The following is a 19,095-nucleotide window of genomic DNA, read 5'->3' as shown; positions in this document are numbered from 1 at the left end:
GGAGAACCCCGATGACCCAGCACCGACGCCCGGCCGGCCCGAGCAAGCGCCGCTCCGGTCGCACCCGCGCCCTGCTGTCGCTCGCCGCGGTCGGCGTCCTGGCGACCGGGATGAGCGTCAAGGGCACCTTCGCCTTCTGGACCGACTCGGCCACCGCGGCCACCGGGTCCTTCTCGGCCGGCACGCTCGACATCACCGTCAACGGCCAGCTCGCCGGCCAGGCCAACAACGGCGGCAGCACGACGGTCGCGTCCCTTACGCTCGGCTCCATGGTCCCCGGCGAGAGCATCGCGGCGACGTTCCCCGTGGCCAACAACGGCAGCGTCCCGCTGACCTACAACCTCACCGGCACCGGCAGCGGCGGGCTCGCCGTCACCAACGGCATGCAGTACTCCGTGACCTTCGGCGGCACCGCCACCAACACCGGGTCGGCCGCGACCGGCAACCGGGCCGGCAGCTGCGGCGCGGTCGCCACCGACACCAACACCACCCTGCTCACCTCGACGGCGTCCACCTTCGCCACCGCCCGCGCCCTCGCCGCCGGTGCGAGCGACACGGTGTGCGTGGTGGCCCGGCTCAGCAGCCAGGCCCCCAACGCCCTGCAGGGCCTCAGCGGCACCGCGAGCCTCGTGTTCGACTCCAAGCAGGTCGGTGCCTGACGCCATGCGTCGCCTCCGCGAGCTCCTCCTGTGGGCCGGCGCGGCCCTGGGGCTGCTCGCGATCGCTGCCGGCCTGGCGGTCACCTTCCTCGGCTTCGGCTTCCTGATCTTCCGTTCGGGCTCCATGTCGCCCGAGATCCCCACCGGCGGCATCGCCCTGTCCCGCAGCGTCGACGCCGCCGACATCGAGCCCGGCGACGTCGTGAGCGTGACCGCCGCCAACGGCGAGCGCGTCACCCACCGCGTCGTGAGCACCACGCTGCGCGGCGACGAGGCCAGCCTGGTCCTCCAGGGCGACGCCAACACCACCCCCGACGCCGAGGTCTACGTCGTCCGCTCGGTCGAGCGGGTCGTCGCCTCCGCGCCCTTCGGCGGCTACGTGGTCGCCCACCTGCTCACCCCTCCCGGGCTCGTCGCCCTGGTGTGCCTGAGCCTGGTCCTCTACCTGTCCGGACCCGCCCGCGACGAGGACGACGACGAGCGCGACGACGACCGGCACCACCACCATGACCACACCGGCGAGGGGGCCGGCGCGCGAGGCCGTGGGGACGACCTCGCCGCGCCGCACGAGCCCGGCGGGCGCCACCGCGGCGCCCGCCGGGCCAGTGTCGTGGCGCTGGTCGCCGCGACCCTGCTGGGCAGCACCAGCGCCACCCTCGCCAGCTTCACCGACGCCGGCACCGCGGCCACCAGCACCTTCCAGGCCACCAGCATCGCGACCCCGGCTGCGCCGTCGGTCGCCCAGACCAGCGCGCTCAACCAGGCCGCCACGGTGACGTGGTCCGCCACGCCGGTCGGGCCCAACGGACTCACCGCCTCGTCCTACGACGTCCTGCGCTACACGGCTGCCACCGGTGGCACGGCGGCCGTGCTCTGTGCGGGGAACACCTCGCGGACGTGCGTCGACTCCGCGTCCCCGGGACTGCTCGAGACCTACTACTACGCCGTGCGGGCCCGTTACGGCACGTCGTGGGTCGCCGAGGGTGCCCGGCAGTCCTACCAGCCGAGCCTGGTCGCCCCCGTCTTCAGCAACAACCAGCCGAGCAGCGGGACGGTCGTCGCCAACGACCTGAGGGCCGCCCTCAACTGCACCGGCAGCGCGCCGGCCTGCGGCACGGTCAGCCCGATCGGCGCCACGGTCACCTACTCCTTCACCCGGGTGGCCAAGCGTGGCGCCGAGTGCTGGACAGGTGCGCTGTGGGCCACCGTCTGCACCGGTCCCGTCTCGACCAACGCGACGGTCACCGGCACCACCTGGTCCCTGCCCGGGATCGAGGACAACGCCTGGCCCAGCGGGGACAACGACCGCGGCACCTACACGCTCAAGGTCACCGCCACCAACACCTTCGGCAGCTCCTCGCAGACCATCACCGTCACGATCCTTTGACGGCGGGGCGCTCCCCACCCCCTCGGCACCCCACCGGGCTCCCTACGATCGGGGGGTGAGCACCCCCGACCGGCCGCTGATCGGCGTCCTGGCCCTGCAGGGCGACGTGCGCGAGCACCTCGCCGCGCTGACCTCGCTGGGCGTCCGCGCGACCGCCGTACGCCGCCCGGCCGAGCTCGACGCGGTCGACGCCCTGGTGCTGCCCGGCGGGGAGTCGACGACCATCGCCAAGCTCGCGCGGACCTTCGACCTGCTCGACCCGTTGCGCCACCGGGTCAAGGACGGGCTGCCGGTGCTGGGCACGTGCGCCGGCATGATCCTGCTGGCCGACCGGATCCTCGACGGCGCACCCGGCCAGGAGACCATCGGCGGCCTCGACGTGACCGTGCGGCGCAACGCCTTCGGCCGCCAGGTCGACTCGTTCGAGGGGCCGGTGCAGGTCGACGGGCTCGACACCCCGGTGCACGGCGTCTTCATCCGCGCCCCGTGGGTCGAGGCGACCGGCCCCGCGGTGGAGGTACTGGCCCGGGTCGAGGTCACCCTGCCCGGGGCCGGCGAGCCGCTCGATAGGATCGTCATGGTGAGGCAGGGCCCGCTGATGGCGACGTCCTTCCACCCCGAGGTCGCCGACGACCCCCGGGTCCACGGACTGTTCGTGGACCTCGTCACCGCCTCGTGACGCAGACGCAGACGTAGAGACACACGTAGACGCACCGAACCCCCGCACAGACCGCAGAAGAGGGAACGCATGTCCGGGCACTCCAAGTGGGCCACCACCAAGCACAAGAAGGCCGCGCTCGACTCCAAGCGCAGCAAGATGACCGCCAAGCTCATCAAGAACATCGAGGTCGCCGCGCGCCTGGGCGGCGGTGACCCGGCGGGCAACCCGACGCTCTTCGACGCCATCCAGAAGGCCAAGAAGTCGTCGGTCACCAAGGACAACATCGACCGCGCGGTCAAGCGCGGGTCCGGCGCCGAGACCGGCGGCGCCGACTACCAGACGATCATGTACGAGGGCTACGGCCCCTCGGGCGTCGCGATGCTCATCGAGTGCCTGACCGACAACAAGAACCGCGCCGCGATGGAGGTCCGCACCGCCATGTCGCGCAACGGCGGCTCGCTGGCCGACCCCGGTTCGGTGTCGTTCCTGTTCAACCGCAAGGGCGTCGTGCTGGTGCCGGTCGAGCAGGACGGCAAGCGGATCAGCGAGGACGACGTCCTCGAGGCGACCCTCGAGGCGGGCGCCGACGAGGTCAACGACCTGGGCGACAACCTCGAGGTCATCAGCGAGGCCACCGACCTGGTCGCGGTCCGCACCGCGCTGCAGGCCGCCGGCATCGACTACGACGCCGCCGACGCCGCCTTCGTCCCCGACAACAAGATCGCGCTCGACGCCGACGGCGCCGGCAAGTTCTTCCAGCTCTTCGACGTGCTCGAGGACCTCGACGACGTCCAGACCATCTACGCCAACTACGAGGTCTCCGACGAGGTCATGGCCGAGCTCGAGGGTGCTGACGCCTGACCCGTCCGCGTGTCGCGCCCACGACACGGTGCCCCACCGCCTAACGTGGCCTCCCGAACACACGTTCGACGTACGACAGGAGAGGTGAGCAGGTGCGGGTGCTGGGCATCGACCCCGGTCTGACCCGGATGGGCATGGGCGTCGTCGACGGCGACGTGGGCCGACCGCTGCGGCTGGTCGACGTCAACGTGCTGCGCACGTCCTCGACGCTGGCCGTGCCCGAGCGCCTGGTCACCATCGAGAAGGGCGTCGAGGCCTGGATCGAGGAGCATCGCCCCGACGCGGTGGCCATCGAGCGGGTCTTCGCCCGCTCCGACGTCAGCACCGTCATGGGCACCGCCCAGGCCAGCGGCATCGCCATGGTCTGCGCCGCGCGACTCGGCATCCCCGTGGCCATGCACACCCCGAGCGAGGTCAAGGCGGCCGTGTCCGGCAACGGGCGGGCCGACAAGGCGCAGGTGGGGGCGATGGTGACCCGGATCCTGCGGCTCGACGCGATGCCGAAGCCCGCCGACGCCGCCGACGCGCTCGCCCTGGCCATCACCCACATCTGGCGCGGAGGCGCCCAGGCCCGTATCGACGCCGCGCTCGCCGCGGCGGCGACGAGAGGAACGAGATGATCGCCTACGTCCGTGGCCAGGTCGCCTCAGTCACCCTCCACAGCGCCGTCGTCGACGTCGGGGGAGTGGGCCTCGAGCTCATGTGCACCCCCGGCACCCTCGCCACGCTGCGGGCCGGCCAGCCGGCCACGCTGCCGACCAGCATGGTGGTGCGCGAGGACTCCCTGACCCTGTTCGGCTTCGTCGACGACGACGAGAAGTCGATGTTCGAGCTCGTCCAGACAGCCTCCGGCGTCGGGCCGAAGGTCGCCCAGGCGATCACCGCGGTGCTCGCGCCCGACGACCTGCGCCGGGCGATCGCCGCCGACGACGTCAAGACGCTGACCCGCGTGCCGGGCATCGGCCAGAAGGGCGCCCAGCGGATCATCCTCGAGCTCAAGGACCGCATCGGCGCCCCGACCGGCGCTCGTCCCGGCGCCCCCGTCGGGGCCCCGCCGGCCGCCGACGCCTGGCGCGAGCAGGTCCACCAGGGCCTCGTCGGGCTCGGGTGGACCCCCAAGGACGCCGAGAGGGCCATCGAGGCGGTCGCCGACCAGGCCGCCACCCTGCAGACCCCCGGCGGTCCCGACGTCGGCGCCCTGCTCCGGGCCGCGCTGCGTGCCCTGAGCAAGGCCTGACAGGGTCCTGCCCATGCACGAGGACGAGCTGGAGACCGCGGAGGAGCAACACCTGCGCTCGCTCTCCGGCGCCCTGACCGCGGCCGAGGCCGAGGGCGACGAGCGGGTCATCGAGGCCGCGCTGCGTCCCAAGACGCTGTCGGAGGTGGTCGGTCAGGTGCGCGTGCGCGAGCAGCTCGCCCTGCTGCTCGACGCCGCCAAGGGCCGCTCGCGGGCCCCCGACCACGTCCTGCTGTCGGGTCCGCCCGGCCTCGGCAAGACGACGCTGGCCATGATCATCGCCGCCGAGATGACCTCGCCGCTGCGCCTGACCAGCGGCCCGGCCATCACCCACGCCGGCGACCTCGCCGCGATCCTGTCGGGCCTCAACGAGGACGACGTGCTGTTCATCGACGAGATTCACCGGATGTCGCGCCCGGCCGAGGAGATGCTCTACCTCGCCATGGAGGACTTCCGCGTCGACGTGGTCATCGGCAAGGGTCCCGGCGCGACCGCGATCCCGCTGGAGATCCCGCCCTTCACGCTGGTGGGTGCGACCACCCGCGCCGGCCTGCTGCCCGGCCCCCTACGTGACCGGTTCGGGTTCACCGGCCACCTGGAGTTCTACGACCCGTCCGAGCTCGACCTCATCGTGCACCGCTCGGCCGACCTGCTCGGCGTACGGCTGACCGACGAGGGGGCCGCCGAGATCGCCTCCCGGTCGCGCGGCACGCCCCGCATCGCCAACCGGCTGCTGCGCCGGGTCCGCGACTACGCCCAGGTCCGCGCCGACGGCCTGGTGACCCTCGACGTCGCCCACGCCACCCTCGACCTCTACGAGGTCGACCGGCTGGGCCTCGACCGGCTCGACCGGGCCGTCATCGACGTGCTGTGCCGCCGCTTCGGCGGCGGGCCCGTCGGGGTCTCGACGCTCGCGGTCGCGGTCGGTGAGGAGCGCGAGACCGTCGAGGAGGTCGCCGAGCCCTTCCTGGTGCGCCTGGGCTTCCTGGCCCGGACCCCGCGGGGCCGGATCGCCACCCCCGCCGCCTGGGAGCACCTCGGACTGACCGCACCCCGACCCTCCGACACGGGAACTCTCTTCGACCCCTGACGCGTTGAGCACCCTGGTGGCAATTGGTCCGGGGGCGTACCCCCACGGCTACACTTGCCTGTCGGCCGGCGCGCTTCCCCAGCTGCCGTGCTCCCCGCTCTGAGAGGTCTCGTTCGTGGAAGGGCTCGTCCCGCTGTTGCCCATACTGGGCGTCTTTCTCGTCTTCTGGCTCCTGGTCGTCCGACCGGGCGTACGCCGGGAACGCGAGCGACGCGCGATGCAGTCGGCGCTGGCCGTCGGCGACCGGGTCATCCTGACCTCCGGCTTCTACGGGACCATCGCATCGATCCACGACGACCGTGCCGACATCGAGCTGGCCCCCGGCACGACCGTGACCGTCGCGCTCGGCGCCGTGGCCGGCCCGCAGCCGGCCGCGGAGAGCGTTCCTGACCTGCACAAGACGAACGACCCCGAGGCGTCGACGACGACGCCCGAGTCCGAGGAGAGCTGACACACGTGGCGAAGAAGCAGGCCCGACCGGGACGCACCTTGGTGGCGTTCCTGCTGGGCATAGTCATCCTCTACGGCCTCGTGGCCCTGGCCGGTGCCGGCAACGACGGCAAGAGCGCCTGGCAGCCCGACCTCGGTCTCGACCTGCAGGGCGGCACCCGGATCACCCTCGAGTCCAAGGGCAACCCGACCAAGGACAACCTCGAGGAGGCGCGCAAGATCATCGACAACCGCGTCAACGGCTCGGGCATCTCCGAGGCCGAGGTCGCGACCACCGACAACAACATCGTGGTCGAGATCCCCGGCGACCCCCGTCGCGACCTCGTCGACACCGTCCAGCGCACCGCCCAGCTCCGCTTCCGCCTGGTCGCCTGCCAGGACCAGTGCGTGCCGCCCACCGGTGCGTCGACGGGCGTGCCGCCGCTGACCGACCCCAACGCGGTTCCCGGCGCGACCGCGCCAGCCTCCACGGCCCCGAGCGCCAGCGCCCCGGCGCCCGCCTCGCCGTCGGCGTCGCCGAGCGCCGCCAACCGGGTGGCCCCCGGGTTCGCCGCCACCACCACCCCGAGCCCCGCCCCGTCGAGCGAGCCGACCGCGGCGTCGACCGACCCGGCCACCCCCAGCGCGACCCCCAGCGCGACGCCCAGCGAGTCGGCCGACACGGCCGACACTTCGGCGTTCGACTCCAACGCCGTCGTCCCGCTGTCCGACGCCGTTGCCTTCATGCGCGGTGGCTACACCCAGGCCGACGTCGACCTGTTCGACGCCTACACGTGCAACCCCGACGGCACGCTCACCAAGAACCCCGACGCGCCGGCCGACGTGCCGGCCGCACCCGTCGACGACCCCACGAAGCCGCTGGTCGCCTGCACGGCCGCGCAGAAGTCCAGCAACCCCGACGTGCCCGACTCGCCGGCCTCCAAGTACCTCCTGTCGCCCGCGGTCATCCAGGGCACCGAGCTCAAGGACGCCGGCTACGGCATCCCCCAGGGACAGCTCAACTACTCGGTCACGCTGTCGTTCGAGGGCAAGGGCAAGGACGTCTTCGCCGCGGCCTCGCAGGAGCTGCAGCGCAGCGCCGACGGCCAGGGTGCCGAGAACTTCGCGATGGTGCTCGACGGCGTGGTGCTGTCGGCCCCCTACTTCAGCTCGGTCATCACCGACGGCAACGCCGAGATCAACGGCAACTTCACCGAGAGCGAGGCCGAGAGCCTCTCGACCAGCCTCAAGTACGGCTCGCTGCCGATCCAGTTCAAGGCCAACACCGAGACCATCGGGCCCTCCCTGGCCGGTGACCAGCTCTCGGCCGGTCTCACCGCGGGCGCCTTCGGGCTGGGCCTGGTGCTCATCTACTGCCTCATCTACTACCGCGGCCTCGGCACCGTCGTGGTCGCGTCGCTGCTCGCCGCGGCTGCGGTGACCTACGCGCTGGTGCTGCTGCTCAGCGAGACAGCCGGGTTCGTGCTCACCCTGCCCGGCATCGCGGGCCTGATCATCGCCGTCGGTGTCACCGCCGACTCCTTCATCATCTTCTTCGAACGCATCCGGGACGAGATGCGCGAGGGCAAGTCGATGCGGGTGGCGGTCGAGACCGGCTGGAAGCGCGCCAAGGTCACCCGGCTCGCCGCCCAGGTCGTGTCGCTGCTGTCGGCGGCGGTCCTCTACATCTTCGCCACCGGGGCGGTGAAGGGCTTCGGCTTCGCGCTCGGCCTGACCACCATCGTCGACCTCGCGATCCTGTTCTGGTTCACCAAGCCGATGGTGTCGTGGCTGGCGCGCTTCACCTTCTTCAACTCCGGCCACCGGTTCTCCGGCCTGAGTGCCGGCACGCTGGGCCTCGACGGGCCCACCACCCCCAGCACCCCCAAGAAGTCCGCCGTACGCGTGGGAGGAACGGTCTGATGGGCAAGTTCTCAAGGCTCGGCAACGACCTCTACAACGGGCACAAGTCCTACGACTTCGTCGGCCGACGTGCCCTCTGGTACTCCATCACCGGCGGCATCGTGCTGCTCGCCTTCGCCGCCCTGGTCGTCAAGGGCCTCAACTTCGGCATCGAGTTCACCGGTGGCACCGAGTTCCGGGTCCCCACGACCGACGGCAACTCGCAGGCCCTGGCCGAGGACGTCCGCAAGGTCGTCGTCGACACCGAGGTCCCCGGCACCGAGGGCGCGGTCGTGACCACCGCGGGCGACGCGATCCTGGTCCAGGTCGAGGAGCTCACCCCCGCCCAGAGCGACGAGGTGCTCGCCTCGATCCAGACCGTCATCGACGTGCCCGACAACCAGGTCAACCGGTCCGAGCTCGGCGCCAGCTGGGGCAAGGAGGTCGCCAACCGGGCCATCCTCGGCGTGATCGTGTTCCTGGTGCTGGTGCTGCTCTTCATCGGCTTCTACTTCCGCGAGTGGAAGATGTCGCTAGCCGCCTTCGTCGCCCTGGTCCACGACGTCACGATCACCATGGGCGTCTACGCCCTCTCCGGCTTCCAGGTCACCCCCGCCGCCGTCACGGGGCTGCTCGCGATCCTCGGCTTCTCGCTCTACGACACCGTCGTGGTCTTCGACAAGATCAAGGAGAACACGCGCGACATGCGGCGCACGCGCCAGACCTACGCCGAGGCCGCCAACCTCGCGGTCAACCAGACCCTGGTCCGCTCGGTCAACACCGGCATCGTGGCGCTGATCCCGATCGGCGCGATCTTGTGGGTCAGCGCGTCCCAGCTCGGGGCCAGCTCGCTGCAGGACCTCGCCCTGGCCCAGTTCGTCGGCATGGCGGTGGGCGTCTACTCCTCGGTCATCCTGGCGCCCCGCGTGCTGGTGCACCTGAAGTCCAACGAGAACGAGGTCAAGCTCGCCGAGAAGCGCGCCAAGGCCCGGGCCCGCGCCCAGGCCGACCGCTACGCGGCGGTGCCGGCCTTCACCGACGACCTGCCCGTGGCCGACGCCCCCGACGGCCTCGACGACGAGCTCGACGACGACCTGCACGACGAGCTCGAGCCCTCGACGCCGACGCTCACCAAATCGCGGCCCCCGATCACCGGCGAGGCGGGCCGCGGACGCACCGCGCCGCCGGCCCGCGGCCCGATGGGCCCCAGCGGCAGCTCGGGTCGGGTCCAGCCGTCACGCCAGCCCAAGTCCAAGCGCGGGAAGTAGCCCGCGTGCGGACCGCCGCCGACGCCCTGGGGCGTCTGGTGCGTGACGTGCCCGACTTCCCGGAGCCGGGCATCGTCTTCAAGGACATCACCCCGCTGCTCGCCGACCCGGACGGGTTCGCCGCGGTCGTGGCCGAGCTCGCCGCGGCCGGACGCGACCCCGACGGACAGGTCGTCGTCGACAAGGTCGTGGGCATGGAGGCGCGCGGCTTCATCTTCGCCGCCCCCGTGGCGATGGCGCTCGGTGTCGGGTTCGTCCCGGTCCGCAAGGCGGGCAAGCTGCCCCGCGAGACCCACGCGGTCTCCTACGCGCTCGAGTACGGCGAGGCGACCCTCGAGGTCCACCGCGACGGCATCGCCGCCGGCGACCGGGTGCTGCTCGTCGACGACGTCCTGGCCACCGGCGGCACCGTCGCGGCGACCCGTGACCTGGTCGCTGCCTGCGGGGGAGAGACCGTCGGGGTCGCGGTCTTGATGGAGCTGTTGTTCCTGCCGGGCAGGCAGACGGCCGGGGACGTCCCGGTCACCGCCCTCCTCGGGATCTGAGCCGGCCCGCCTGCCTACACTGGTCCAATGACGGAGGAGCGCACGGCCCCGAGCACCGGTCGCCTCGCGGATCCGCCGCGTCAGTCGCCACCGCGCCACGACGTACCGGCCGCGGGCGCGCCGGTGGAGACCCCGTCGGGCCCGTCGGGCCCCGGGCGGGGGATGCGCGCCAAGCTGGCCCGCATCGGCACCCGCGCACCCGGGGTCAACCCCGTGCTCGAGCCGCTGTTCCGTGCCGTGCGCGCCAACCACCCCAAGGCCGACCTGGCGCTGCTCGAGCGTGCCTACCTGACGGCCGAGAAGATGCACGGCACGCAGATGCGCAAGAGCGGTGACCCCTACATCACCCACCCGCTCGCGGTCACGACCATCCTCGCCGGCATCGGCATGACCGAGCCGACGCTCGTGGCGGCGCTGCTGCACGACACGGTGGAGGACACCCCCTACACGCTCGACCAGTGCCGCGCCGACTTCGGCGACGAGGTCGCCCGGATGGTCGACGGGGTGACCAAGCTCGACAAGGTCGTCTACGGCGACTCGGCGCAGGCCGAGACCATCCGCAAGATGATCGTCGCGATGTCGCGCGACATCCGGGTCCTGGTCATCAAGCTCGCCGACCGGCTCCACAACATGCGCACCCTGCGCTACGTGCCGCTCAAGAGCCAGGAGCGCACCGCCCGCGAGACGCTCGACATCTACGCGCCGCTGGCCCACCGGCTCGGCATGAACACCATCAAGTGGGAGCTCGAGGACCTCGCGTTCGCGACCCTGCACCCCAAGATCTACGACGAGATCGTGCGGATGGTCGCCGAGCGGGCCCCCTCGCGCGACAGCTTCCTGGCCGAGGTCATCACCCAGGTCGAGAAGGACCTGCGCGAGGCCAAGGTCAAGGCCACCGTGACCGGTCGGCCCAAGCACTACTACTCGATCTACCAGAAGATGATCGTCGGGGGTCGCGAGTTCTCCGACATCTACGACCTGGTCGGCATCCGGATCCTCGTCGACGAGGACCGCGACTGCTACTCCGTCCTCGGGGTGCTCCACTCGCGCTGGAACCCCGTGCTCGGGCGGTTCAAGGACTACGTCGCGATGCCCAAGTTCAACATGTACCAGTCGTTGCACACGACGGTCATCGGCCCGCAGGGCAAGCCCGTGGAGATGCAGATCCGAACCTTCGCGATGCACCGCCGCGCCGAGTACGGCGTCGCGGCGCACTGGAAGTACAAGGAGGACTTCCGCGCCGGCCGCGACACCGAGAAGGCCGGCGACGCTCACCTGTCGGACGGCGACATGACGTGGGTCCGCCAGCTCCTCGACTGGCAGTCCGAGGTCGAGGACCCGGGCGAGTTCCTCGAGTCGCTGCGCTTCGAGATCAACCGCGCCGAGACCTACGTGTTCACGCCCCGGGGCGACGTCATCGCCCTGCCGTCGGGCTCGACCCCGGTCGACTTCGCCTACGCCGTGCACACCGAGGTCGGTCACCACACGATCGGCGCCCGGGTCAACGGTCGCCTGGTGCCGCTGGAGTCCCAGCTCGACAACGGCGACGTGATCGAGGTCTTCACATCCAAGTCGGTGACCGCCGGCCCGTCGCGCGACTGGCTCACCTTCGTGAAGTCCCCGCGCGCCCGCTCCAAGATCCGGCAGTGGTTCACCAAGGAGCGGCGCGAGGAGGCCGTCGAGCGCGGCAAGGACCAGATCGCCAAGCTGATGCGCAAGGAGGGGCTGCCGATCAAGCGGCTGCTCACCCACGAGTCGCTGACCCAGGTCGCCGACCACTTCAAGCTCGCCGACGTGACCGCCCTCTACGCCACGGTCGGCGAGAACAACCTCTCCGCCCAGGCCGTCGTACGCCGGGTGATCGAGATGAACGGCGGCGACGAGGGGGTCCAGGAGGACCTCGCCGAGGCCGTCACCATCACCGGGCGTCGCGGCCGCTCGCGCGCCGGCGGCGGCAGCGACTCGGGCGTGATCGTCAAGGGCTCGCCCGACGTGTGGGTCAAGCTCGCCAAGTGCTGCACCCCGGTGCCACCCGACGAGATCCTCGGCTTCGTCACCAAGGGCGGGGGAGTCTCGGTGCACCGGCTCGACTGCACCAACGCAGCCGACCTGCAGAACCAGCCCGAGAAGGTCCTGGCCGTCGAGTGGGCCCCGACCGCGCAGTCGACGTTCCTGGTCAACATCCAGGTCGAGGCGCTTGACCGGGCCCGGTTGCTGTCCGACATCACCATGGTGCTGTCCGACGCCCACGTGAACATCCTGTCGGCCAACCTGTCGACGTCGCGCGACCGCGTGGCCAAGTCCCGCTTCACCTTCGAGATGGCCGAGGCCAAGCACCTCGACACCGTGCTCAAGGCGGTGCGCAGCGTCCCGGGCGTCTTCGACGCCTACCGCGTCACGTCCTGAGTCGCCACGCCGACCCCACGGTGGTCGAGGAGACCGCACTCCACGGTGGTCGAGGAGGTCGCCCGCGACCGTTTCGAGACCACACCAGGCCGTACGTCGGCTCGCAGCCCACTCCGGGCGCCGGGAGGTCCGAGGCGCGCGGCCGACCCGAGCACCGAACGACCCGAGCACCGAACGACCCGGAGCCAGCCAGGGGACCTCAGCCCGAGAAGTCCTCGGACGCTCGCCGCGCCATCTCCAGGAAGGACCGCCGCGACTCGAGGTTCTCCTCCAGCTCGCGCACCTTCTTGTCGTTGCCCGCAGCGCGTGCCTTGTCGAGGTCGGCCTCGACCTTGGCGATCGCGTCCTCGAGCTTGGTGACCAGGTCGTTGGCGCGGGCCGACTTCTCGGGGTCCGAGCGCTTCCACTGCTCGTCCTCGGCGTTGCGCAGAGCGGTCTCGACGGTGCGCATGCGGCCCTCGAGGTCCTTGATCCGGTCGCGCGGGACCTTGCCGGCGGCCTCCCACTTGTCGGCCAGGTCGCGGAAGGCCTTCTTGGTGGCCTCCAGGTCCTTGACCGGCAGCAGCGCCTCGATCTCGACGATGAGGGCGTCCTTGACCTCGGCGTTCTTGGCGAACTCGGCGTCGAGGGCGGCGTTCTCGGCGTCACGGGCGCCGAAGAACGCGTCCTGGGCGCCGCGGAACCGCTTCCACAGCGCGTCGTCGACGTCCTTGGGGGCAGGGCCCGCGGCCTTCCAGTCGCGCATCAGGTCGCGGTACTTGCCGGCCGTCGGGCCCCAGTCGGTCGAGGTCGCGAGGGCCTCGGCCTCCTTGCAGAGCCGCTCCTTGACGATGCGGGCGCCCTCGCGCTTCTCGTCCTGCTCGGCGAAGTGGGCCTTGCGGGCCTTGGTGTAGGCCGTGCGGGCACTCGAGAAGCGCTTCCACAGCGCGTCGTCGGAGGCCCGGTCGATGCGGGGGAGCACCTTCCACTGGTCGAGCAGGTCGCGCAGCCGGTTGGCGCCGTTGCGCCAGTCACTGCCCGCACCGATCTTCTCGGCCTCCTCGACGATGGCCTCCTTGGCCGCCTTCGACTCGGCAGCCTTCTCGGCCTTCTCGGCGCGTCGTGCCTCACGCAGCACCGCGAGCACCGGGGCGAGGGCGTCGAGGCGACCCACCAGGGACGCGAGGTCGCCGACCGCGTTGGCGTCGGTGACCTGGGCGCGCACCGTCTTGATCGACTCCGCGGCCTCCTCCGGCGTGAGCTTGCCCGAGTTGACCCGCTGCTCGAGCAGCTGCACCTCGAAGGAGAGCGCCTCGAAGCGTTCGGTGAAGAAGGCCAGGGCCTCCTCGGGCGTCCCGGCAGGGTAGGACCCCACCGCACGCTCGCCGTCGGTGGTCCTCACGTACACGGTGCCGTCGTCATCGACGCGACCCCATTCGCTGCTCGTCACTGCGTTCCCTCTTCGTCGGTCGTGGCGCTGCCCCACCCTAAGGGAAGACGCTGTCGCGGTCTGCGCCGCTCCGGGTCGCGGGCCGGCACGGGCCCGCGCGGCCAATACCGGCGCGACCCGGCCCAGCCGACCTCGCTACCCTGAGGCGGTGCTGATCGCCGCCTTCCCCGCCGGACCCTGGGGCACCAACTGCTACGTCGCGGCGACCGGTCCCGGCACCGAGTGCGTGATCATCGACCCCGGCAAGGACGCCACGGCCGGGGTCGAGCAGGTCGTGCGCGAGCACCGCCTCAAGCCGGTCGCGGTCCTGGTCACCCACGGGCACGTCGACCACATGTGGTGCGTGGCGCCCGTCGCCGGCACCTACGACGCCACGGCCTGGATCCACCCGCGTGACCGCCACCTGCTCGCCGACCCGATGCAGGGCATGTCGCGCGAGACGACCGCGATGCTGCTCGGCGGCAAGCACGAGTTCGCCGAGCCCGACAACGTGCGCGAGCTCGCCGACCTGCAGGAGCTCGAGCTGGCGGGCCTGACCTTCGTCGTCGACCACACCCCCGGCCACACCGCGGGGTCGGTCACCTTCCGCACGCCGTACGCCGCCGACGAGGGCTCCGTGGACGTGTCCGAGGTGCTGTTCTCCGGCGACCTGCTCTTCGCCGGCTCGATCGGGCGCACCGACCTGCCCGGCGGCGACCATCCGACGATGCTGCGCAGCCTGCGCGACAAGGTGCTGCCGCTGGCCGACGACGTCGTCGTGCTGCCCGGCCACGGCGAGCAGACGTCCATCGGCCGCGAACGCGCGACCAACCCCTACCTGCTGGACCTCGTGGACACCGACGAGGGACCGGCCCCCGTCACCCGAGGTCTCTGAGCACCATGGCTACCAAGACGTCCCCGCTCAGCGGGTTCCCCGAGCTGCTGCCCGCCGCCCGCGTGGTCGAGCGCGAGGTCATCGCCTCCTTGTCCCGCACCTTCGAGCTGCACGGCTTCGCCAACATCGAGACCCGCGCGGTCGAGCCGGTCGACGTCCTGCTCGGCAAGGGCGAGACCTCCAAGGAGGTCTACCTGCTCGAGCGGCTGCAGAAGGAGCAGGCAGGCAGTGACGCCGGCATCGGCCTCCACTTCGACCTGACCGTGCCCTTCGCGCGCTACGTGCTGGAGCACGCCGGGCACCTCGAGTTCCCGTTCCGTCGCTTCCAGATCCAGCCCGCGTGGCGCGGCGAGCGACCGCAGGAGGGGCGCTACCGCCAGTTCACCCAGGCCGACGTCGACGTGGTCGGCCGCGACGAGCTGGCCTTCCACCACGACGTCGAGGTGATGCGGGTGATGGTCGAGGCGCTTGACGCGCTGCCCATCCCGCCGGTCAGCTTCCAGTTCAACAACCGCAAGCTCATCCAGGGCTTCTACCGCGGCCTGGGCCTGCCCGACATCGAGACCGCGATCCGCGTCATCGACAAGCTCGACAAGCTGCCCGTCGACAAGGTCGTCGAGCTGCTGGTGTCCGACGCCGGGACCACGCCGGAGCAGGCGCAGCGGTGCGTCGACCTCGCCACGATCCGCACCGCCGACACCTCCTTCGTCCAACGGGTCCGGGCGCTCGGCGTCGAGGACGAGCTGCTCGACGAGGGCCTGGCCGAGCTGGCGGCCGTCGTGGAGGGCTGTGCCGCAGGGGCGCCGTCCACCGTCACCGTCGAGGCCAACCTGCGCATCGCCCGCGGCCTCGACTACTACACCGGCACCGTCGTCGAGATCTTCATGGCCGGCTACGAGCGCCTCAAATCGGTCGGTGGCGGTGGTCGCTACGACGCCCTCGCCAGCGACGGCAGGACGACCTACCCCGGGGTCGGCGTCTCGTTCGGCGTCTCCCGCTCGCTGATCCCGCTGCTCGCCGACGGCGTGCTCGCCGGCAGCCGTCCGGTGCCCAGCGCCGTGCTCGTCGCCGTGACGACCGAGGACACGCGGGCCCGGAGCGATCTCGTGGCCGCCTCGCTGCGCGCCCGCGGCGTGCCGTGCGAGGTGGCCGCCTCCGCCGCCAAGTTCGGCAAGCAGATCAGGTACGCCGAGCGGCGCGGCATCCCGTACGTCTGGTTCGTCCAGGACGACGGGACCCACCAGGTCAAGGACATCCGTTCGGGGGAGCAGGTGGCCGCAGACCCGGCCACCTGGACCCCACCGGCTATCAAGGACCTGCGAGCGCAGGTCGTCATCAAGGAGCAACCACAGTGATCCGCACCCACGACGCCGGCGCCCTGCGCGCCGAGCACGTCGGCCAGACCGTCACCCTCGCCGGCTGGGTGGCCAACCGCCGCGACCACGGCGGTGTCGCCTTCATCGACCTGCGCGAGGCCAGCGGCGTCGTCCAGGTCGTCATCCGCGACGAGGCCGTCGCCCACCAGCTGCGCGCCGAGTACTGCCTCAAGGTCGTCGGTGAGGTCACCGCACGCAAGGAGGGCAACGAGAACCCCGCGCTCGCCACCGGGGCCGTCGAGGTCGTCGCCACCGACGTCGAGGTGCTCAGCGCCTCGGCCCCCCTGCCGTTCCCGATCAGCGACCGCGTCGAGGTGGGGGAGGAGGCGCGGCTCAAGCACCGCTACCTCGACCTTCGTCGCAGCGGCCCCCACGAGGCGATCCGGCTGCGCAGCAAGGCCAACAAGGCCGCCCGCGACGTCCTGGACCGTCACGACTTCGTCGAGATCGAGACGCCGACGCTGACCCGCAGCACCCCCGAGGGTGCGCGCGACTTCCTGGTCCCCGCGCGGCTGCAGCCCGGCAGCTGGTACGCCCTGCCCCAGAGCCCGCAGCTGTTCAAGCAGCTGCTGATGGTCGCCGGCATGGAGCGCTACTACCAGATCGCGCGCTGCTACCGCGACGAGGACTTCCGCGCCGACCGCCAGCCGGAGTTCACCCAGCTCGACATCGAGATGAGCTTCGTCGACCAGGACGACGTCATCGCCGTGGCCGAGGAGGTCGTGGTGGCCCTGTGGGCCCTGATCGGCCACGAGGTCGCGACCCCGCTGCCGCGGATGACCTACGCCGAGGCCATGGCGCGCTACGGGTCCGACAAGCCCGACCTGCGCCTCGACCTCGAGCTCGTCGACTGCACCGAGTTCTTCGCCGACACGCAGTTCCGGGTGTTCCAGGCGCCGTACGTCGGTGCGGTGGTCATGCCCGGGGGGGCCAGTCAGCCGCGCAAGAAGCTCGACGCCTGGCAGGAGTGGGCCAAGCAGCGCGGCGCGAAGGGCCTGGCCTACGTGCTCGTGCAGGACGACGGCACCCTGACCGGCCCCGTCGCCAAGAACCTCACCGAGGCCGAGACCGCGGGCATCGCGGCTCACGTGGGCGCGGCTCCCGGCGACTGCATCTTCTTCGGCGCGGGCCTGCCCAAGCCCAGCCGCGCGCTCCTGGGTGCGGCGAGGCTCGAGATCGGCCGCCGCTGCGACCTCATCGACGAGGACGCCTGGAGCTTCCTGTGGGTCGTCGACGCCCCGCTCTTCGAGCCGGCCGACGACGCGACCGCCGCCGGCGACGTCGCCGTGGGCAGCGGCGCGTGGACGGCCGTGCACCACGCCTTCACCTCGCCGCAGGACCTCGAGACGTTCGACGCCGACCCGGGCAACGCCCCGGCCTGGGCCTACGACATTGTCTGCAACGGCAACGAGATCGGCGGGGGCTCGATCCGTATCCACCGCGACGACGTGCAGCGCCGGGTCTTCGCCGTCATGGGGATCGACGAGGCCGAGGCGCAGGAGAAGTTCGGCTTCCTCCTCGACGCCTTCGCGTTCGGCGCGCCGCCGCACGGCGGCATCGCCTTCGGGTGGGACCGCATCGTGTCGCTGTTGGCCCGCACCGACTCGATCCGCGACGTCATCGCCTTCCCCAAGTCCGGTGGGGGCTTCGACCCCCTGACCGCTGCTCCTGCGCCGATCACGGCCCAGCAGCGCAAGGAAGCCGGTGTGGACGCGCGTCCCCCGGAGATCGTCCCGCCGCAGGCCTGACCCGGCGGACCCCGCTTCACCCGAAGTGGTTGGTACCTAACCGTTACTTCCAAGTGACTCGTGGGCGGGATCGAGTCGGTTAGGGTTCCAACCGATCCGGGGCGCGCCGCGCTGCGCTTCCCGCACACGACGTTGCTCAGCTGAGCTCAGATGAGGTGGAGATGACACAGGCCGCTCCCGAGGTGTTGGTGGGGGACCGCGAGCCCGACGCGGTCCTGGAGCAGGACGCTCCGGCCGCCAAGAAGATCGCCGGTCGGTCGCCGACGCAGATCGCGATGTCGCGCCTGCGCAAGGACAAGGTCGCCGTCACCTGCGCGGTGATCGTGCTGATCATCGTCGTGGCCGCCATCTTCGCGGGCTTCATCAACAACGCGCTGCACATCACCAACAAGGTCAGCGGGCCCTACGCCCTCGACCCCAACACCGCGACCGACTTCTACAGCTTCCCGCTGCCCGAGTACGGACCGCCCAACGGCTCCTTCACGTTCGCGCACCCGCTCGGCATCGCCCCCCGCAACGCCACCGACAACCTGGCCACGATGCTCGTGGGCCTGCGCAACTCGCTGCTGGTCGCGAGCATCGCGACGGTCGCCACGACCCTGATCGGTCTCACCGTGGGCCTGGTGTCGGGGTTCTCGCGCGGTCCGGTCGACCGTGCGCTGTCCTTCATCATCGACCTGTTCCTGTCGTTCCCGTTCATCCTCTTCGCCCTCGCGGTGGCCCCGATCATCACGCAGCGGTTCGCGACCGACTCCGCCAAGCTCCAGCAGGCGCAGGTGATCGCCCTCGTCGTGGTCCTCAGCACCCTGAGCTGGATGGGCCTGGCCCGTCTGGTGCGCGGACAGGTGCTCCAGCTGCGCGAGCGCGAGTTCGTGCTGGCGGCCCAGGTCCTGGGTGCCTCCACCCGGCGCATCCTGTTCAAGGAGCTGCTGCCCAACCTGGTCGCCACCCTGGTCGTGGTGCTGTCGATGTCCATCCCGCTCTTCATCGCCGCCGAGGTCGGCCTGTCCTACCTCGGCCTGGGCCTCAACAACTCGATGGGCCAGCTGATCCAGTCGGCCACGCAGTACTACGACAGCTACCCGATCTACCTCTGGGTGCCCGTCGCCGTCCTCGTGATCCTGGTGCTGGCCCTCAACCTCCTGGGCGACTCGATCCGAGACGCCTTCGACCCCAAGACTCGCCGGTGACTCACCACCGGAAGAGAAGCAACATCCTTACGA

General features: G+C 71.2%; 17 protein-coding genes. 16 read left to right on the top strand and 1 reads right to left on the bottom strand.

Annotated features, from left to right (window positions below; genetic code table 11):
- Positions 1-11: 11 nt before the first annotated feature.
- The 12 genes from FZC61_RS15130 to FZC61_RS15075 all read left to right on the top strand — a co-directional run bounded on the left by FZC61_RS15130 (position 12) and on the right by FZC61_RS15075 (position 12,445).
- Positions 12-659 (top strand): TasA family protein, encoded by a 648-nt coding sequence (locus FZC61_RS15130; RefSeq protein ID WP_148615016.1) that lies wholly within the window; start codon positions 12-14, stop codon positions 657-659.
- 4 nt (positions 660-663) lie between these two features.
- A complete protein-coding gene (locus FZC61_RS23470) occupies positions 664-2,046 on the top strand; it encodes a signal peptidase I (RefSeq protein ID WP_148615015.1) in 1,383 nt (460 codons plus the stop codon).
- Between the two features lie 55 nt (positions 2,047-2,101).
- Entirely contained in the window at positions 2,102-2,725 is a 624-nt protein-coding gene (gene pdxT, locus FZC61_RS15120) for a pyridoxal 5'-phosphate synthase glutaminase subunit PdxT (protein WP_148615014.1), read from the top strand.
- A 69-nt stretch (positions 2,726-2,794) separates the two neighbouring features.
- On the top strand, positions 2,795-3,568 hold the full coding sequence (locus tag FZC61_RS15115; protein ID WP_148615013.1) for a YebC/PmpR family DNA-binding transcriptional regulator: 774 nt from the start codon (positions 2,795-2,797) through the stop codon (positions 3,566-3,568).
- A gap of 101 nt (positions 3,569-3,669) precedes the next feature.
- Complete coding sequence (gene ruvC / locus FZC61_RS15110) at positions 3,670-4,188, top strand: crossover junction endodeoxyribonuclease RuvC (RefSeq protein ID WP_211357283.1); 519 nt, start codon at positions 3,670-3,672, stop codon at positions 4,186-4,188.
- On the top strand, positions 4,185-4,805 hold the full coding sequence (gene ruvA / locus FZC61_RS15105; RefSeq protein ID WP_148615011.1) for a Holliday junction branch migration protein RuvA: 621 nt from the start codon (positions 4,185-4,187) through the stop codon (positions 4,803-4,805). Before ruvC ends, ruvA begins: the two co-directional genes overlap by 4 nt.
- 13 nt (positions 4,806-4,818) lie before the next feature.
- Complete coding sequence (gene ruvB, locus FZC61_RS15100) at positions 4,819-5,895, top strand: Holliday junction branch migration DNA helicase RuvB (protein WP_148615010.1); 1,077 nt, start codon at positions 4,819-4,821, stop codon at positions 5,893-5,895.
- A 115-nt stretch (positions 5,896-6,010) separates the two neighbouring features.
- Complete coding sequence (yajC, locus tag FZC61_RS15095) at positions 6,011-6,346, top strand: preprotein translocase subunit YajC (RefSeq protein ID WP_148615009.1); 336 nt, start codon at positions 6,011-6,013, stop codon at positions 6,344-6,346.
- A gap of 5 nt (positions 6,347-6,351) precedes the next feature.
- Positions 6,352-8,247: a protein translocase subunit SecD gene (secD, locus tag FZC61_RS15090; protein ID WP_148615008.1), complete on the top strand. Its 1,896-nt coding sequence runs from the start codon at positions 6,352-6,354 to the stop codon at positions 8,245-8,247.
- A complete protein-coding gene (secF, locus tag FZC61_RS15085) occupies positions 8,247-9,494 on the top strand; it encodes a protein translocase subunit SecF (RefSeq protein WP_148615007.1) in 1,248 nt (415 codons plus the stop codon). The genes secD and secF overlap by 1 nt, the downstream gene beginning before the upstream one ends.
- 5 nt (positions 9,495-9,499) lie before the next feature.
- Positions 9,500-10,039: an adenine phosphoribosyltransferase gene (locus tag FZC61_RS15080; protein ID WP_148615006.1), complete on the top strand. Its 540-nt coding sequence runs from the start codon at positions 9,500-9,502 to the stop codon at positions 10,037-10,039.
- A 162-nt stretch (positions 10,040-10,201) separates the two neighbouring features.
- The gene (locus FZC61_RS15075; protein WP_148615204.1) at positions 10,202-12,445 is read left to right on the top strand and encodes a RelA/SpoT family protein; all 2,244 of its coding nucleotides are present in this window, start codon (positions 10,202-10,204) and stop codon (positions 12,443-12,445) included.
- A gap of 199 nt (positions 12,446-12,644) precedes the next feature.
- Here the strand turns inward: FZC61_RS15075 and FZC61_RS15070 are convergent, their stop codons facing one another.
- Entirely contained in the window at positions 12,645-13,826 is a 1,182-nt protein-coding gene (locus FZC61_RS15070) for a DUF349 domain-containing protein (protein ID WP_246142715.1), read from the bottom strand.
- A 196-nt stretch (positions 13,827-14,022) separates the two neighbouring features.
- Between FZC61_RS15070 and FZC61_RS15065 the strand changes: the two genes are divergently transcribed.
- The 4 genes from FZC61_RS15065 (at position 14,023) to FZC61_RS15050 (ending at position 19,062) form a co-directional block, all read left to right on the top strand.
- Positions 14,023-14,748, top strand: coding sequence for an MBL fold metallo-hydrolase (locus FZC61_RS15065; RefSeq protein ID WP_148615004.1), 726 nt, complete (start codon positions 14,023-14,025; stop codon positions 14,746-14,748).
- A gap of 5 nt (positions 14,749-14,753) precedes the next feature.
- A complete protein-coding gene (gene hisS / locus FZC61_RS15060; protein WP_148615003.1) occupies positions 14,754-16,103 on the top strand; it encodes a histidine--tRNA ligase in 1,350 nt (449 codons plus the stop codon).
- Positions 16,100-17,872, top strand: coding sequence for an aspartate--tRNA ligase (gene aspS, locus FZC61_RS15055; RefSeq protein ID WP_148615002.1), 1,773 nt, complete (start codon positions 16,100-16,102; stop codon positions 17,870-17,872). Before hisS ends, aspS begins: the two co-directional genes overlap by 4 nt.
- 161 nt (positions 17,873-18,033) lie before the next feature.
- Positions 18,034-19,062, top strand: coding sequence for an ABC transporter permease (locus tag FZC61_RS15050; protein WP_148615001.1), 1,029 nt, complete (start codon positions 18,034-18,036; stop codon positions 19,060-19,062).
- Positions 19,063-19,095: the final 33 nt, after the last annotated feature.

This window comes from Nocardioides rubriscoriae (genome assembly GCF_008087085.1).
In the GTDB taxonomy this organism is placed as follows: domain Bacteria; phylum Actinomycetota; class Actinomycetes; order Propionibacteriales; family Nocardioidaceae; genus Nocardioides; species Nocardioides rubriscoriae.
The sequence above is the reverse complement of the archived record's forward strand: the minus strand, read 5'-3'. Positions and strand labels throughout refer to the sequence as shown.